Annotated in this window: 16 protein-coding genes; 11 read left to right on the forward strand and 5 right to left on the reverse strand. The window is 39.6% G+C overall.

What is annotated here, in order from left to right:
* Positions 1-242: 242 nt before the first annotated feature.
* From purH to rodA, 6 genes are read left to right on the forward strand one after another with little or no spacing between them, the layout of a single operon-like run.
* The gene (purH, locus tag FLJC2902T_RS00425) at positions 243-1,769 is read left to right on the forward strand and encodes a bifunctional phosphoribosylaminoimidazolecarboxamide formyltransferase/IMP cyclohydrolase (RefSeq protein WP_023577801.1); all 1,527 of its coding nucleotides are present in this window, start codon (positions 243-245) and stop codon (positions 1,767-1,769) included.
* 55 nt (positions 1,770-1,824) lie between these two features.
* A complete protein-coding gene (locus FLJC2902T_RS00430; protein ID WP_023577802.1) occupies positions 1,825-2,853 on the forward strand; it encodes a rod shape-determining protein in 1,029 nt (342 codons plus the stop codon).
* Between the two features lie 11 nt (positions 2,854-2,864).
* Complete coding sequence (gene mreC, locus FLJC2902T_RS00435; RefSeq protein ID WP_023577803.1) at positions 2,865-3,692, forward strand: rod shape-determining protein MreC; 828 nt, start codon at positions 2,865-2,867, stop codon at positions 3,690-3,692.
* Positions 3,685-4,191: a hypothetical protein gene (locus FLJC2902T_RS00440; RefSeq protein WP_035676546.1), complete on the forward strand. Its 507-nt coding sequence runs from the start codon at positions 3,685-3,687 to the stop codon at positions 4,189-4,191. The genes mreC and FLJC2902T_RS00440 overlap by 8 nt, the downstream gene beginning before the upstream one ends.
* A complete protein-coding gene (gene mrdA, locus FLJC2902T_RS00445) occupies positions 4,188-6,194 on the forward strand; it encodes a penicillin-binding protein 2 (protein WP_023577804.1) in 2,007 nt (668 codons plus the stop codon). The genes FLJC2902T_RS00440 and mrdA overlap by 4 nt, the downstream gene beginning before the upstream one ends.
* Positions 6,191-7,447, forward strand: a complete 1,257-nt coding sequence (gene rodA / locus FLJC2902T_RS00450; RefSeq protein WP_035676549.1) for a rod shape-determining protein RodA — start codon at positions 6,191-6,193, stop codon at positions 7,445-7,447. Before mrdA ends, rodA begins: the two co-directional genes overlap by 4 nt.
* 4 nt (positions 7,448-7,451) lie before the next feature.
* Here the strand turns inward: rodA and FLJC2902T_RS00455 are convergent, their stop codons facing one another.
* Positions 7,452-8,192 carry a DNA/RNA non-specific endonuclease gene (locus FLJC2902T_RS00455; protein WP_023577806.1) on the reverse strand — a complete coding sequence of 247 codons (741 nt, stop codon included), beginning with the start codon at positions 8,190-8,192 and terminating at the stop codon, positions 7,452-7,454.
* A 160-nt stretch (positions 8,193-8,352) separates the two neighbouring features.
* Between FLJC2902T_RS00455 and FLJC2902T_RS15660 the strand changes: the two genes are divergently transcribed.
* Positions 8,353-8,790 carry a hypothetical protein gene (locus FLJC2902T_RS15660; protein WP_023577807.1) on the forward strand — a complete coding sequence of 146 codons (438 nt, stop codon included), beginning with the start codon at positions 8,353-8,355 and terminating at the stop codon, positions 8,788-8,790.
* Positions 8,791-8,841: 51 nt separating this feature from the next.
* On the opposite strand, the gene FLJC2902T_RS00465 is transcribed toward FLJC2902T_RS15660, so the two are convergent.
* On the reverse strand, positions 8,842-11,013 hold the full coding sequence (locus FLJC2902T_RS00465) for a carboxy terminal-processing peptidase (protein WP_023577808.1): 2,172 nt from the start codon (positions 11,011-11,013) through the stop codon (positions 8,842-8,844).
* A gap of 164 nt (positions 11,014-11,177) precedes the next feature.
* Between FLJC2902T_RS00465 and surE the strand changes: the two genes are divergently transcribed.
* The 4 genes from surE (at position 11,178) to FLJC2902T_RS00485 (ending at position 15,452) form a co-directional block, all read left to right on the forward strand.
* Positions 11,178-11,942, forward strand: coding sequence for a 5'/3'-nucleotidase SurE (gene surE / locus FLJC2902T_RS00470; protein ID WP_023577809.1), 765 nt, complete (start codon positions 11,178-11,180; stop codon positions 11,940-11,942).
* Positions 11,943-11,964: 22 nt separating this feature from the next.
* Complete coding sequence (locus FLJC2902T_RS00475) at positions 11,965-12,237, forward strand: hypothetical protein (protein ID WP_023577810.1); 273 nt, start codon at positions 11,965-11,967, stop codon at positions 12,235-12,237.
* A gap of 1 nt (position 12,238) precedes the next feature.
* Entirely contained in the window at positions 12,239-13,351 is a 1,113-nt protein-coding gene (gene lpxB / locus FLJC2902T_RS00480) for a lipid-A-disaccharide synthase (protein ID WP_023577811.1), read from the forward strand.
* A gap of 79 nt (positions 13,352-13,430) precedes the next feature.
* Positions 13,431-15,452 (forward strand): ComEC/Rec2 family competence protein, encoded by a 2,022-nt coding sequence (locus FLJC2902T_RS00485; protein WP_035676551.1) that lies wholly within the window; start codon positions 13,431-13,433, stop codon positions 15,450-15,452.
* Here FLJC2902T_RS00485 and FLJC2902T_RS00490 read toward each other — a convergent pair whose 3' ends face one another.
* The 3 genes from FLJC2902T_RS00490 to FLJC2902T_RS00500 are packed head-to-tail and all read right to left on the reverse strand — an operon-like array spanning position 15,453 to position 17,961.
* Entirely contained in the window at positions 15,453-15,929 is a 477-nt protein-coding gene (locus tag FLJC2902T_RS00490; RefSeq protein ID WP_023577814.1) for a thioredoxin family protein, read from the reverse strand. It lies immediately after the preceding gene.
* A gap of 4 nt (positions 15,930-15,933) precedes the next feature.
* On the reverse strand, positions 15,934-16,410 hold the full coding sequence (locus FLJC2902T_RS00495) for a thioredoxin family protein (protein WP_023577815.1): 477 nt from the start codon (positions 16,408-16,410) through the stop codon (positions 15,934-15,936).
* Between the two features lie 48 nt (positions 16,411-16,458).
* Positions 16,459-17,961, reverse strand: a complete 1,503-nt coding sequence (locus FLJC2902T_RS00500; RefSeq protein WP_023577816.1) for a peptide MFS transporter — start codon at positions 17,959-17,961, stop codon at positions 16,459-16,461.

Here is a 17,961-nt window from a genome sequence, read left to right on the forward strand (position 1 = left end):
AAAACAATAAAAATGTTACAGAAATACAAGACAAATCCTCCCTAGCCCTGATGAGAGTGGCATCTTTTATGGCTAACAGGTGCTAAAAACCTGTTAGCCATAAAAATAGAACGGACAGCAGGAATATGGTTTCCAAAAAAGCACCATGCCATTCGCTTCAAAAAAATACAAAAAACTATGTTATAATGTTTTAATGTTAACGTTACAATACCTACTTTTGCACCTTTAAAAACAACAACACAATGAACACTGCAAAAACTATCCAATCAGCGTTAATTTCAGTCTTTGACAAAGAAGGTTTAGAGCCAATCGTGAAAAAATTACACGAAAACAACGTAACGATTTATTCTACCGGCGGAACGGAAGAATTCATTAAAAGTTTCGGTATTCCTGTAGTGGCGGTGGAAGACGTAACTTCCTACCCATCAATCCTTGGCGGACGCGTAAAAACATTGCACCCAAAAATTTTTGGGGGAATTTTGAACCGTCAGGATCACGAAGGCGATATCGCTCAGATGGAAGAATTTCAGATTCCACAGATTGATTTAGTGATTGTAGATTTATACCCGTTTGAAAAAACGGTAGCGTCCGGCGCAAGCGAAGCGGATATCATCGAAAAAATTGATATCGGCGGAATCTCATTAATCCGCGCGGCTGCTAAAAACTTTAAAGATACCGTTATCGTGGCATCGGTGAACGAATATGCTTTATTCCTTGACATGATTACCAACGGAAACGGCGCAACGACTTTAGCAGAAAGAAAACTATTGGCTACCAAGGCTTTCCATGTTTCTTCTCACTATGACGGAGCGATTTTTAACTACTTCAACACCGACGAAACGGTTTATAAAGCAAGTATTGCTGACGGACAGGTTTTACGTTACGGAGAGAACCCGCACCAAAAAGGATTTTTCTTTGGAGAATTTGACAAAATGTTCAACAAAGTTCACGGAAAAGAACTATCTTACAACAACTTACTGGATGTTGACGCTTCAGTAAATTTAATGAGCGAATTCAAAAATGACAAACCGACGTTTGCTATTTTAAAACATAACAACGCTTGTGGTTTGGCTACGAGAAACACAATGAAAGAAGCATATATGGACGCTCTAGCGGGTGACCCGACTTCGGCTTTCGGAGGTGTTTTGATTGCGAACGGAAACATCGATTTGGCTACAGCCAATGAAATTAATCAATTGTTCTGCGAAGTGGTGATTGCCCCAAGTTATGATGCGGATGCGATTGCGGTTTTAGAAGAAAAGAAAAACAGAATCATCCTGATTCAGAACGATGTGGAATTACCTACAAAGCAAGTAAGAACTTGTCTTAACGGTTTGTTAATTCAGGATAAAGACAATATTACAGACAATAAAGAGCTCTTAAAAACCGTTACAGTAACAGCACCTTCTGAGCAGGAAGTTAACGATTTGCTGTTTGCTTCTAAAATCTGTAAACATACCAAATCCAATACTATCGTTTTTGCTAAAAACGGTCAGTTACTGGCTTCGGGAACCGGACAAACATCAAGAGTAGATGCGTTGCGTCACGCTGTTGAAAAAGCAAACTCATTCGGATTTGACCTGAATGGTGCCGTAATGGCAAGTGATGCATTCTTCCCTTTCCCTGATTGTGTGGAGTTGGCAAAAAATGCAGGAATCACAGCGGTTATCCAACCGGGTGGTTCAATAAAAGACGAATTGAGTATCAACTATTGCAACGAAAATAAAGTTTCAATGGTATTTACGGGAACTCGCCATTTTAAACATTAATTTTATTATTTTTGTAGGCTAATTATTTATAAATAAATTAAACCCTCTTTTGAGTATGGGATTTTTTGATTTCATGACCGAGGACATCGCAATTGACCTTGGAACAGCAAATACCTTAATCATCCACAACGACAAGGTTGTTATTGACAGTCCGTCTATTGTTGCCCGCGATCGCATCACGGGTAAGATTATTGCTGTTGGTAAAGAAGCGAACATGATGCAGGGTAAAACCCACGAGAATATCAAAACCATACGTCCGTTAAAAGACGGGGTTATTGCCGACTTCGATGCGTCGGAGAAAATGATCAGCATGTTCATTAAAAGCATTCCGGCCTTAAAGAAAAGAATGTTTACACCGGCACTTCGTATGGTGGTTTGTATCCCATCCGGAATTACCGAAGTGGAGATGCGAGCGGTAAAAGAATCATGTGAACGTGTAAACGGAAAAGAAGTATACTTAATCCACGAACCGATGGCTGCGGCTATCGGTATCGGGGTTGACATCATGCAGCCGAAAGGAAACATGATTGTCGATATAGGTGGAGGAACCACAGAAATTGCAGTTATCGCTTTAGGAGGTATCGTGTGTGACAAATCGGTTAAAATTGCCGGTGACGTTTTCACCAACGACATTATCTACTATATGAGAACCCAGCACAACCTTTTTGTTGGAGAAACTACTGCTGAAAAAATCAAAATTGCTATCGGAGCCGCGACCGAAGATTTGGACACGCCGCCGGATGACATGGAAGTACAGGGACGTGACCTTTTAACGGGTAAACCAAAACAGGTAAACGTTTCCTACCGTGAGATTGCCAAAGCGCTTGACAAATCCATTCAGCGTATTGAAGATGCGGTTATGGAAACCCTGTCCCAAACGCCACCGGAATTAGCAGCCGACATCTACAACACCGGTATTTATCTTGCGGGTGGAGGTTCGATGCTAAGAGGACTGGACAAGCGAATTTCACAAAAAACAGACCTACCGGTTTACATTGCTGAAGACCCTTTAAGAGCAGTTGTACGAGGCACCGGAATGGCACTTAAAAACCTACAAAAATTCAGAAGTATTCTTATCAAATAACGAAATAATACATGCAGCAAATAATTAATTTTATATTTAAAAACAGCATCCGATTGCTGTTTTTGCTGCTTTTGATAACCTCGTTAACACTTACCATCCAGTCGCATTCTTATCACAGAAGCCAATTTGTAAGTTCCGCTAACGATGTGACCGGAGGAGTTTATCAGCGTATTAATAACGTGAAGGAATATTTCCATTTGCGCACGCAAAATAACGACCTTGCCAAGGAAAATGCTTATCTGAAACAATTACTGTATAACAAACCCGACACGGTTATCGCTTCTACCGAATTGATTCCGAGAGGCTATGAGGATATTAAGGTAATCCAGTCGAAGGTGATCAATAACTCATTCAATGTACCGGAGAATTACATCACCATTAACAGTGGATATAAAAAAGGTATTAAACCCGACATGGGTGTAGTAAACAGTTTGGGCATTGTCGGCATTGTTGAAAAAACAAGTGAGAATTTTTCAACTGTACAAAGTATTCTAAACCTGAAATCGCAGATCAATGCGAAGATAAAGAAATCGAATCACTTTGGTTCTTTAGTATGGAATGCTAAAAATGTAGGTTATGCCCAGTTAATTGATGTCCCACGACTGGCAACCGTTCGAAAAGGCGACACTATTGTAACAGGGGGCCGTTCGGTAATCTTCCCTGAGAACATTCCGATTGGTAAAATTGACAAAATATTCATCGATAAAACTACAAATTACTATACCATTAATATCCGATTGTTCAACGACATGACGAATTTAGGCCACGTTTATGTGATAGAAAATGTAAAACGCAAGGAAATCATTAAATTAGAAGAAGAAACAAAACCCGATGAATAGTACCTTTCTCCTAAATATTTTCCGGTTTGTGGTATTGCTTGCCCTGCAGATAGTGCTGTTTAACAACATCAACTTCCTGGGGTATGTAAATCCGTTTCCTTACATTTTATTTATCATGTTATATCCGGTGAACGGAAACAGGGCCGGTCTATTGCTTGCCAGTTTTTTACTCGGCCTGACCATGGATATGTTTTGCAATTCGGGAGGTGTGCACGCTACTGCCTGTCTTGTTTTGGCTTATTTCAGACCCTCTATATTCAAATTTGCTTTTGGTATCAGTTATGAATACCAGACCGTTAAAATAGCCGACAAACTTTCTCCCGAACGCTTTTCGTTTATTCTGATTGCGGTATTGCTACACCATTTGGTTTTATATCTGTTAGAAATCTTCCGATTTAATTTCTTTTGGGAAATTTTATGGCGAACTTTGTTATCAACAGTATTCACACTACTACTTTGCGTGATAATTATATACTTAATTAAGCCAAGCAAACGATGAGAAAGTTATTTTTACCCGGTTTGATTGTTGTTACAGCGGTGCTGCTAATAGCAAGGCTTTTCTATTTACAGATACTCGACGATTCGTTCAAAATCAAGTCAGATAATAACGCTATTAAAATTGTTTACGATTATCCTGAACGTGGCTATATCTATGACCGTAACGGAGAACTTTTAGTAGCCAATCAGCCTTCTTACGACATCATGGTCATCCCCAAAGAGATGAAAGACCTTGATACTTTGGAGTTTTGCACGATATTGAACATCACCAAGGAAGAATTCATCAAAAAAATCCAGAAAGCAATCGTTTACAGTCCGAGATTACCTTCTGTATTTCTTCCGCAACTAAACAAAAACGAATATGCCGCTTTTCAGGAAAAAATAAGAAAATACGAAGGTTTTTATATTCAGAAACGATCGTTACGTGATTATCAGGTGGAAGTCGGCGCCAATGTTTTCGGGTACATCACCCAGGTAAATGACGCCATCATTGCAAAACACCCTTACTACAAGAGCGGCGACTTAATCGGTATGCAGGGTGTAGAACAAACTTACGAGGAAGTTTTACGCGGCGTAAAAGGGGTAAAATACCGTCAACGCGACCGTTTCAATAAAGATATCGGCCCATACAAAGAAGGCATTTATGACACCATTGCCGTACAGGGAAAAGACATCACATTAAGTCTTGACATTGAACTTCAAAAATATGGAGAAGCCTTGATGAAAAACAAACGTGGCGGAATTGTGGCCATCGAACCAAGTACAGGAGAAATCTTAGCATTGGTTACGGCTCCTTCGTACGATCCTGCTCTTTTAGTAGGAAGAGAACGTTCTAAAAACTACACCGCCTTATACAACGATTCCATTGCCATGCCTTTATTTGACAGGGGCTTGTTGGCAGAATACCCTCCCGGCTCCCCTTTTAAAATCTTAACCGCTTTGGTCGGACTTCAGGAAGGAGTTATCGACGAGAAAACACAATTTGGCTGTAGTCACGGTTTTTCTTATGGCAGGGGTTCATTCATGAAATGCCACTGTGGAGGAGGTATGCGCGATTTGAATGTCGGTATTTACAAATCATGCAATGCTTATTTCGGAAATGTTTACAAACTGACTATTGATAAATACCAAAAACCGCGCTATGGTATGAATGCATGGAGCGGGCACATGAAAAGTTTCGGATTGGGGCATTTCATGGGCTATGACTTACCTCCGGGCAGAAAAGGACACATTCCTACTTCCAAATATTATGATCGCTGGTATCCTAATGGCGGCTGGAGAAGCACCACCACCATTTCCAACTCCATCGGACAGGGAGAAGTGTTAATGACACCGATGCAATTAGCCAACATGATGGCAACGGTTGCCAACGAGGGCTATTATTACACCCCTCACATCATTAAGAAAATCAAAGGTCAGCAAATCGACAAAAAATTCCGGACCAAACACGTCACCACCATTGACAAACAGTATTTTAAACCCGTTATCAATGGTTTATTTGATGTTTACAACTTTGGTACAGCGGATGGCTTGCGCGTGGAAGGAATTGAAATTTGCGGTAAAACCGGAACCGCGGAAAACTTCACAAAGATTAACGGAAAACGCGTTCAGTTAAAAGACCACTCTGTTTTCGTTGCCTTTGCGCCGAGGATAAACCCTAAAATTGCCATTGCAGTTTTGGTGGAAAACGGGTATTGGGGGTCCCGCTGGGCAGGTCCGATTTCGAGTTTAATGATTGAAAAGTACATTAAAAAAGACACCATTACCAGACCGGATCTTGAAAGACGTATGCTCGAAGGAAGCCTTAAGGACGAATATGATAAAGTCATTAATGGTTTTTATTTCGAACCAAAAGATAAAAAAATAGAGGTTAAGGAAAATAATAAAGGCAATGAAACTTCGGATACTCCAAAGGAGGATGAAAAAGAAAAATCGCAAAAAAACAATGCCAACATAAAGACCACAACAACTACAGACAAAAAAAAGAAGGCTGAAACAAGATGAAAAATCAAAGCGTTGTAAACAACATCGACTGGATCACCGTTTTAATTTACACCATCCTGGTTATTCTGGGCTGGATGAATATCTATTCCGCATCGTTACCTATTGAAGAAACTTCGATTTTTGATTTGAGCCAGATATACGGAAGACAAATGCTTTTCATTTTCCTTACCATTCCGCTGATTTTAATTGTTCTTTCGATGGACGCCAAGATATTTGAAAAATATTCCACCGTTTTTTACATTCTGGGTATCTTTTCATTGTTAGGACTCTTTGCTTTCGGTAAAACCATTAAAGGTCAAACCAACTGGTATCAGTTTGGTGGTTTTGGTTTTCAGCCTTCCGAATTCGTAAAAACAGCTACAGCACTGGTATTGGCAAAGTTGGTCAGTGATACCCAAATCAATTTAAAAATATTTAAGCACCAGGTATTTGCCTTGGCCGTTTTTGGTTTTCCGGTATTTCTGATTCTATTACAACCCGATGCCGGTAGTGCCATGATTTTTCTGTCATTAGTCTTCGTACTGTACCGTGAAGGCTTACCGAGTTGGTACCTGTGGACCGGTTTTATAGGCATAGCGCTGTTCATACTTGCTTTGGTCATAAAACCTGTAATCCTGATCGGGTTCGTTTTTGTTGTGATGATTATCCATTTCGTTCTCAATGCGCGAATAACCCGAAATCCCATCGTTTATGCCCTCTTATTTGTCGTAATCACGGCAACGGTTCTTTCTGTGGATTATGTTTATGAAACCGTCCTGGAACCGCACCAGAAAGACCGTATTAATGTTTTAATCGGGGAAGATGTAAACATGCAGAAAGAAGGGTACAACCTAAATCAATCGATGATTGCCATCGGTTCCGGAAGTTGGTTCGGAAAAGGGTATCTAGAGGGTACACAAACAAAAGGTGGCTTCGTTCCCGAACAGCACACCGATTATATTTTCACCACCGTTGGTGAAGAATGGGGCTTTGTAGGCGCTGCCGTGGTAATCTTTTTATTTGTCTGCCTCTTTTTACGCATTATTTATCTTGCAGAGCGGCAAAAAACGAAATTCAGTAGGATTTATGGGTATTGTGTGGCGACTTATTTGTTCACCCACTTTTTTGTGAATATTTCCATGCTTATCAAACTGTTTCCAACCATTGGCGTTCCGCTTCCTTTCTTTTCGTACGGAGGTTCCAGTTTATGGGCGTTTACCATTATGCTTTATATTTTCATCAAAATGGATGCGAATAAAGTAAACGAATGGTAATCATTTAAAAACTCCATTTTTTATAATCTTTCGACTTCTCCATCCTGTTTTCCGAAGCATCCGGCAGTTTCAGAAAGAAATCGATTCCGGTTCTTTTTTCGATGTCATCAACCGATACCACAAATTCATATAAAGGCTGGTTTGAGACTTTATGCGGAACCAAAAAACCAATCATCTTCTTAGCATCTTTGCTCATCAGTATTTTATAGAAATAATCCGGAACGGCAACCTTTTCCTGACCGATCGTTTTCAACTTCCCTTTTAACACACCGCCGGTTACCACATAAAGTCCATTGTATTTTTTGGACCAATAACGCGTCTTTTGCTCCAGACGATTCCAGACACCATCGTTAAAATCGTGAAGTTGCGGAGAAATATTCGATGTGAAAAATGTTTCCTCAAAGGCTTTATAGGAACTTTTCCTGTCCCCTGCCGGACATAAATGCCCCTTGTCGTAACCCGATTTTTTATAATTTCTCCAATCGGCGGATTGCGTTTTTACTTTGGGATCCTGTGTAAAGAAAGGACGTTTGAAATTACGATTTGAAAAATCGGAAGCCGACAATTGGTATGCCACCCATTCGGCCTGTTCAAATTGTTCCGAATATGAAAAGGAATAGCCTTCACGATGAATTACAGTACCCAATGAAGAAGTCGGATAAAAATCAAACAAAGAAGTTGACAAAAAAGCCCCAATCTCCCCAGGACGGATAGCTTCTTCATCCGATGAACCAAATTTACACATTATCGATCCCGTTTCATTTTGCCTGAACGAAAATAAGGACAACAGTAAAAACAAACTGAAAAATTTCATAACATCACTTATATAAGATTTATCGCAAATTGTAAATTTTTGGTACAATAATTAATAAATTTGTAAAGGTATTAATTCAAAATAAGTCACTATGAAAATGAAACCAAATTTAATTGTAATAATGGCTATATTAGGATTCCAACTGGGATTCTCACAGGAGCCCGTAAAACCAGTCGAAAATAAAATCCCTGTTGGCGAAAAACCAGCAATTGATGTAGAAAAAGAAAAAGAACTGGCCGAAAAAGAAAAGGCTCAAATGGAGAAAGAGCTTAGAAAAACGGAAAAAGAAAAAGAAAAGCTCGATGACGCAAAAAAAGATGTTGAAAAAGCCAAGGACAGACTGAAAGACTGCAAAGAAGAACTGGAAGACGAGCAGAAGAAATTTGACCGAAAAATGGAAAAAGGCAAATTAGACAAGGATGAAGAGCTGAAAGCCAGAAAAAAACTTTTGAAACTGGCCGAGAAACAGCAAAAATATCAACACCAACTGGAAAAAGAACAAAAGGCATTAGACAAATTAATGAGATAAAAAAAAGCCATTCACGCTTGTGAATGGCTTTTTTTTATACGTCAGAGATACTTATTTTGCCTCTACCAATTTAAGTTTCTTATCTTTTAAATTAATGGTTCCTTTAGCCACGGTGGTTGACTTCATGTCCGAAAGAATACGGACAGCTTCCTCAACATAAACATCGTTTGCCAGACTTTCGTGCCATCTTTCTCTTTTGTTGGCCAAAACACTGTCTTTTTTGAAAATCTCTTCCTCGTATGGTAAGGATGTAAATTTCAAATTGCTCTTATAATCAACAATTCCTTTGAATTTTTTAGCGGTAGCTTCAACAGCATTTTCCTCATCTCTGAATTTTTTAAAATTCAGACTGTAGGTATTAATGTCTTTACGTTCGTTAATCCATTTAGCATTTTCGTCAATAAGTCTGAATTGCTCACTGCTTGCCATTCTGGATTTACTTTTTTCAATTACATCGCTGAAACTAGCCGATTTACTAACTTTATAAGAAGCTTCATCAATTTTATCCCAAGGCATTGCATTTTCAATATCACGTTCGCCCATTTCGATATACGAATATCGGTCCGGCATAACGATATCGCTCAAAACCCCTTCTCTTTGGGTTGAACCACCGTTTATTCTGTAGAACTTCTGTGTCGTTGTTTTCAAAGCGCCCAAATCACCGAAAGAACTGCTTCTCACAAACTGATTCAGGTCGATTACATTCTGAACAGTTCCCTTTCCGTAAGTGTGTTTACTTCCGATAACGATTCCTCGCTTGTAATCCTGTATTGCAGCTGCAAAGATTTCCGAAGCCGAAGCCGAAAAATTATTCACCATAACCACCAAAGGGCCGTCCCATTGCACACGGGAATCCTTATCGTACAAAACATCTTTCTTTTTACCTGAGGATTTCACCTGAACCACCGGTCCGTCTTCGATAAACAATCCGACCATATCCACAACGGTTTGAAGCGAACCTCCTCCGTTGTCTCTTAAATCCATTACGATACCTTCAACTCCTTGCGCTTTCAGTCTTTCAATTTCCTGAGCCACATCTTTGAAAGCATCTCTCTTGTCTTTGTTTTCAAAGTCGATATAGAATTTTGGCAGGTAGATCACACCATAGGTTTTATTACCGTCTTTGACCACACTTGATTTGGCATAGGTTTCTTCCAGTTCCACCACTTCACGGATTATGGAAATAACCTTTATCGTACCGTCAACTTTTTTCACGGTTAAGCGCACTTCGGTACCTTTTTTACCTTTAATTTTCTTTACCACGTCGTCAATACGCATTCCCACAACATCAACCGGTTCACCGTTACCCTGAGCCACTTTCAGAATTAAATCCCCTTGCTCCAGTTCTTTTCCTCTCCAAGCCGGTCCGCCCGGAATCAGTTCAGACACTTCGGTAATGTCGTTTTTCTTAACCAAACGGGCTCCGATACCTTCCAGCGTTCCGCTCATACTGATGTCAAACTTGTCTTTTTCTTCAGGAGCGAAATAGAAAGTGTGCGGATCGAAACGCTCCACGATAGCATTCAGATAAACTGAAAACCAGTCGTTTCTTTCCAGTTCGCCAACAAACTCAAAATACTCATTAAGGGATTTCAACGTGGTTTCACGGGAATCCTTCTCCAATTCCGCGAATGTCTTCTCGGTGTAATTCGGATCTTTTTTCTTTTTATCCTCCTCCAGCTTCAGTTTATCGGTGATTGAAGACAAAACCGAAAGCTTCAGTTGTTTTTCCCAACGCAGTTTTAATTCCGATTTGTTTTTGGCAAACGGCATTTTTTCATAATCCGTATTGATATTATCCTCTTTGTTGAAATCGAACGGTTTTTCTAAAACTTCTTTATAGATTTTTTCCGACTCCTCCATTCTTTCAATAAGACGGGTGTATGTCAATTCAAAAAATCTCAAATCTTTGTTTTTGATCATATCGTCAATCTGAGCTTCATATTTAACGAACTCGTCCATATCCGACTGTACGAAGAAACGTCTGGATGGGTCTATAGCATTGATATACTCTTTATAAACACTTTTTGAAAACGTATCGTCCATCGCTATCGGGTCGTAATGTCCCTTTTCCAAAACAAAAGCAAGCAACTCCAGCAAAAGTTTGTCTTTTTCGGGGTCTTCTTTTTTATTAGGCACAAAACTCCACAGTATTGCAGATAAAGCCATTATCAACAATACAATCTTATAATTTCTCTTCATAAACTGCCAAAAAGTATTCATTACTATTTTTCACTAAATTACATAAAAAAGAAAGCCTCTTTCTTAATGTTCCAATAATTTTTTGTTAAAGGTTTCTTTTTACCGTTAAACTTCAAAATCAAAAATTGTACCAACACACGTTTAGAAATTGCTTACTTTAGCGAAAGTAAAAAAATAATGCCGGAATGACACAAAAACCCTTAATATTAGTAACCAATGATGACGGTATTACGGCACCGGGAATCCGCGCACTGATTGAAGTAATGAAAGAAATCGGTGAAGTCATCGTGGTGGCGCCCGACAGTCCGCAATCAGCCATGGGACACGCCATTACCATCAACAATACCCTTCATCTTGAAAAAGTCATCATCGATAAGGAGCTGAAAAACGAATACAGTTGTTCCGGAACACCGGTAGACTGCGTTAAAATCGCGGTACATGAAATCCTGAAACGCAAACCCGATTTGTGTGTATCCGGAATCAACCACGGATCCAATTCGTCCATCAATGTCATTTATTCCGGAACCATGTCTGCCGCCGTGGAAGCAGGCATCGAAGGAATTCCCGCTATCGGATTTTCCCTTTTGGATTTCAGTTGGAGCGCCGATTTCGAACCGGTGAAACCTTATGTTAAGAAAATAGTCCAGGAAGTTTTGGAAAAAGGCCTGCCCGAAGGCGTGGTGCTGAACGTCAATCTTCCCAAGAAACCCATCAAAGGAATCAAAGTCTGCCGACAGGCCAAAGCAGTATGGGAAGAACGCTTTGACAAACGTGTCAATCCTCAGGGAAAAGAGTACTACTGGCTCACAGGGGAATTCGTAAATTTAGACAAGGGCGAAGACACCGACGAGTGGGCTCTGAAACATAATTATATTTCTGTAGTGCCCGTTCAGTTTGATTTAACAGCACATCACGCCATTCAGCAACTAAACAGTTGGGATTTGAAATAAATACGAATAAGAAATTACAAAAATGAATAAGAAGGATTTGTTTATCGGAGTACTAATCGGATTAATAGCGGCAACTTTAGGCTGCATGTTGTTTTTATATTTTTTCACCGAAGCCCGTTCTGTCGAAGATTTAAAAACGGTTCGCGCACAAGGACTCATGGGAAAGTTAATTGCCCTTGGCGCCATATTTAACCTAATCGCTTTCTTTATTTTACTGAAACTGGAAAAAGAACTGATGGCAAGAGGCGTAATTTTGGCAACCATACTCTTAGCAATTTTAACAGTAATCATTTAAGATGAAATATTATATCATAGCAGGTGAAGCTTCCGGCGATTTGCACGGATCCAATCTGATGAAGAACATTTTTAAACAGGATCCCGAGGCGGAAATCCGTTTTTGGGGTGGTGATCTGATGCAGCAAACCGGCGGAACCTTGGTAAAACACTATCGCGATTTGGCCTTCATGGGCTTTGCCGAAGTGCTGATGAATCTGAAAACCATCCTCAACAATATCAAAATCTGCAAAGCCGATATCCTTTCGTTTCAGCCTGACGTGATTATCTATATCGATTATCCGGGTTTCAATATGCGCATCGCCGAGTGGGCAAAGAAACTTGGGATCAGAAACCATTATTATATTTCACCACAAATCTGGGCTTGGAAAGAAAATCGCATCAAAGCCATCAAACGTGATGTCGATAAGATGTACGTGATTCTTCCGTTTGAAAAAGACTTTTACGAAAAGAAACACCATTTTCCGGTGGAATTTGTGGGCCATCCGCTTATTGATGCCATTCACAACCGACCAAAAACCGATGCAGCTCAATTCAAAAAAGAAAACGGATTGGACGAAAGACCTATAATTGCCCTCTTACCAGGCAGCCGGAAACAGGAAATTTCTAAAATGCTCTCGGAGATGTTGGCCGTAATGACCTATTTCCCTAACTACCAATTTGTAATTGCGGGAGCTCCCAGTCAGGAATTTTCATTTTACCAGCAGTTTTTAACTAACGACCAGGTGCATTTCATTTCCAATAAAACCTATGATTTGCTAAGTGTGGCACACGCCGCTTTAGTTACTTCGGGTACGGCTACATTGGAAACGGCACTCTTTAAAGTTCCGGAAGTTGTTTTATACAAAGGAAATTGGATTTCATATCAAATTGCCAAACGCGTTATTACGTTGAAATACATATCGTTGGTTAATCTGATCATGGACAAGGAAGTGGTGACCGAATTAATACAGGACGATTGCAATCCGAAAAGAATAAAAACCGAATTGGAAAAACTTTTGGATCCCGAATACCGCTCTGCAGTTTTAAACAATTACGATTTGCTCGAAGAGAAATTGGGAGGCGAAGGTGCCAGCGAAAAAACAGCACGTTTAATTTATACGGCTGTAAAATAATGTAGGGCAAATAAATTCTTTTTTTAAAAAAGTAAGAATTTTCTTTTTTATTTTATTTCTTTCTGTTATCTTCGATATCATGAAAGTAATAAGATTTCCTACAATTACAATAACCCTGTTTTTTGCTCTGGGCATACTTGTCAATTTTCATTGGCGGGTTGACATCCTTTGGCTAGCATTCGGAAACCTGACCGTGGCAGTTGTTTTCGGAGTACTATACCGTCTTTCAAATAAGCATTTTTTCCAGAAAAAACACTTTGCCCTTTCAACCTTAGTGCTTTCGTTTTCCATCGGGATGCTGACACAATCTCTTCACCATCATCCCGGATATAAAAACCATTACAGTCATTATACGTCCGAATCCGATATGCTTACGGGGACAATCTCCGAAAGGCTGAAACCCAATGCTTACGCCGAAAAATACTATTTCAAAATCGATGCCCTGAACGGAAAGAACGCGTTTGGAAAAATCCTGTTGACGGTTTCCAAAAAAGAACAGTCAAAACAATTTCATTCCGGAGACAGACTGCTGATTAAAGGCGAATTGACACCTGTTGTAAAATCATCTAATCCCTATCAGTTTGATTATGCTTCTTATCTAGAAAAGCAAAACGTGTACCATCAGTTGTATCTGAAACCGGAGAATTACCGTAAAACCGGATCGGAACACAATCTTGATTATTATGTGGAGGTGTATCGGAATACATTACTCCACAGTTTCAAAATCCATCAATTTTCGAAGGATATAAACAACATCATTTATGCTCTGTTACTCGGACAACGGCAGGATATGGATCTACAAACAACCACAAATTACACTGAGGCAGGCGTTATCCATATTCTGGCCATTTCAGGTTTGCATATTGCCATTTTATATGCAATGCTGTTATTTTTCATAAAACCTTTAAACCGAATAAAAAATGGGAAATTGTTACAATTTCTGATTGTAGTAGGCTTTTTATGGGTATTTGCGCTGTTATCCGGCTTATCCGCCTCCGTGGTGCGGTCAGTAGTAATGTTCAGTATTATCAGTTTTGGTTTGTATCTGAATAAATCGGGAAACATTTACAACATACTGGCCGTTTCCATGCTGGTTATCCTGCTGTTCAACCCGAATTTACTTTTTGATGTGGGGTTTCAACTGAGTTACATCGCGGTGTTTTCGATAGTTTGGCTACAGCCTTTTTACAAGTCATTAAAACTTTCAAGATACAAAGTGGTCAATTATTTTGTCGATGTACTCACAATTTCTTTCGTGGCACAAATTGGGGTTTTACCGTTGAGTCTGTATTACTTTCATCAGGTTCCTTTGTTGTTTTTCCTTGCCAATCTAGTGGTGATTCCGCTTTCGAGTTTTGTTTTGATTTTGGGGATTGTCGTGCTAGCGTTAAATTTCATTGTACCGAATATTGCGATAGTCTTTGGAAAGTTGCTCGGATTTACTATCGAACTGATGAATGAGTACATTGCATGGATTGCTTCCTTTAAAACGTTTGTAATTAAAGACATTCCGTTTTCATTTTCACTATTGGTGCTTTTTTATCTCATGCTCATCACTTTGGTACTTTGGCTTTACGAAAAAGAATTTCGGAAACTGATTTTATTCTTAAGCAGCTCCTTTACCTTACAAATTTTGATTTTAAGCACACTCTGGCAAACAAAACAAGGTAGTGAATTCATCGTTTTCAACAACAAAAAAAGTACGTTATTGACGGAGAAACGGAACAACCTAATACGGGTTTATACCAACGACACGCTGCCACAGAAAAATCAGAATCTCAAATCCTACAACCGCGGGAACTTCAACCTGGACATTGAAATCCGCCCGCTTCAAAATGTGGTTTTATTTGAAGAACAAAAAATATTGGTGATTGACAGTCTCGGAATCTATACCCTTAAACAGAAACCCGACATTCTTCTGTTAACGCAATCGCCAAAAATCAATCTCAACAGATTAATTGAAGTCATTCAGCCGAAAGTAATCATTGCCGATGCCACAAATTATAAAAGTTATATAAGCAGATGGAAAGCCACTTGCGGAACAAAAAAAATCCCCTTTCATGCCACTGCCGAAAAGGGATTCTATAAAATTGAAAACTAATTAAATTTTCTTTAGTTCTTCGATAACCTGATCGGCGGTTCTGTAACCAACGATCGGCGCTTTCACTTCGCCTGATTTATCAAAAACGTACATCGAAGGATAACCCTGAACCTGCAGGAAACTAGTGAATTCGTGAGCCGAATTTCTTCCTTTGCGGTTGGCATCATAACCCGGGTTGGCGTATTTTTTTCCTTTGTAAGTCACTTCGAAGTTTCCTTCTCCGTTAAATTTCACGGGGTAATAATTCGCATTGATGAATTCCACAAATTTCGGATCATGAAACGTATTCTTATCCAACATTTTACACGGTCCGCACCAATCAGTGTACACATCCATGAAAATTGGTTTTGCCTTTTTAGGGCTTTTTTTCTGTAACGCAAGTGCTTCATCCAGCGACATCCACTTCACTTCGGCTTCCTGAGCCTGTACCGCCAAACTTCCCAAAACGAAAAGTACGGCAAACAACATTTTTCTCATCTGATTATCCTTTTTTATTGTTAGCTAAAATTTGATTGGCGCCGGAAATCCATGCTTCCGGACCACCGGCCACATAACCGGTTCTTCCTAATTGTGTAAAATTGGTTTTCCCTTCTTTAGTATCGGCATTCACGAACCAAACCGTTGGATATCCCTGCACCTGAAAGGCGCCTTGCAAAGAATTGTTCTGTTGCTGCAAAGTTGGCTCTAACTGTTTCTTTCTGGGAAAATCCACTTCCACAAGTACCACATTGTCTTTGGCCCACTTTACAAATTCCTTCTTATAGAAAACTTCTTTTTGCAAACGAATGCACCAGCCACACCAATCGCTTCCGGTAAAGAATAACATTAAAGGTTTGTTTTCCTTTTTTGAAATTTCCATTGCTTTATCGATGTTGGTATGCCATGTCAATTCACTCTCTTGGGCCGTCAGCACAAAAGAGTTCAAACAAATAAGTAAGCCCAAAAGTATTTTTTTCATCGTATTTCTTATTTAACGGCTACTAAATAACAAAAATAATGCCGATTATTATTTAACCCCCTGCATTAATTTTTTCACGAAAGGCGAAATGGCGATTAACACTATTCCGGCTATCAAGGCATAAATGGCTAATTGTTGGTAGCCGTCGGCATAGACGGTTAGTTTTTCAAGATTGGACGCATTTTCAGATGCTTCCGCTATATTGGCACCTAATAATCCTGCGAAATACTGTCCGTAGGCACTCGCCAGGAACCACATTCCCATAATTACCGCCTGTGTTTTCTGAGGAGATAATTTAGTCATCGCGCTCATTCCGATTGGCGACAGGCACAACTCACCAAAGGTAATCACAAACCAACCAAAGGTGAACAAATCCAAGGAAGTTCTCCCCGAGGCATCGGCAAAGAACTTCGTGTAATAAAACACATAGAAACCACCGGCTAAAAAGATAAATGCCAATCCGAATTTCACTACCGTATTGGGTTCGATTTTTCTTTTGTTCATCCAAAGCCACACCATTCCGATTAATGCTGCAAACGCAATAACGAATAAGGAATTCGCGGAATTGTTGACCCCATTGGGATCCACTTTGAATCCAACCAACGTGTTTTCAAGATTGTTTGCCGCAAATAAACTCAATGATCCGCCACTTTGTTCGAAAAACGCCCAAAAGAAAATGGAAAATATAATGAATACTAAAGCTGCGAAAAGTTTTTTATTTTCCGCCAAAGTAAAATTGCGCATTTCATAAAACAGATACAGCAATGATGCCGGTCCGATAACGAACATGAAATAGTCGGTATATTCCGTTTTGGCTACCATCGTCATGATAATCGGAATGATTACCAAAGAACCGATATAGGTAGCAATTTCGAGCATTCTTTTCTTTGAAGGTTCCAAATGATTTAGCGGCGAAAGACCAATTTCGCCCAAACTTTTCTGGGTTTGTGTAAACGTCAGCAAACTTATTATCATCACAATGGCAGCAAATCCGAACGCTACATTCCAACGCAAATGTTCCGGTATGTAGGAGGCGAACATATTCCCGTTCGCAACAGCGATACAGATATACCCTCCGATTAAAGCACCTAAGTTCACCCCTGCATAAAACAGTGAAAACCCGGCATCTCTCCTGTGGTCATCGTCTTTGTATAATTTACCTACCATGGTGGAAATATTCGGCTTGAAAAATCCGGTTCCGATAATGGTAAAACTGATACCGAAGAAAAAGAATTGTTTCGGATCCAATGCCAGAATAATACTTCCGGCTATCATCAGTAATCCACCCCAAAACAAGGATTTTCTATAACCTAAAATCTTGTCGGCAAACAATCCGCCTATAAACGTGAATGCATATACGAACGCTTGAGTCGCTCCATATTGCAGATTCGCTGTTTTTTCATCCATCATCAATTGGCTAACCATAAAGATGACCAACATCCCGCGCATTCCGTAGAAACTGAAACGTTCCCACATCTCGCTGAAAAATAAATACCAAAGTTGTTTTGGGTATTTCCCTTTAAAATTCTGAATTTCTGATGTTGTACTCAT

Origin of the sequence: Flavobacterium limnosediminis JC2902 (genome assembly GCF_000498535.1) — a bacterium.
GTDB lineage: Bacteria > Bacteroidota > Bacteroidia > Flavobacteriales > Flavobacteriaceae > Flavobacterium > Flavobacterium limnosediminis.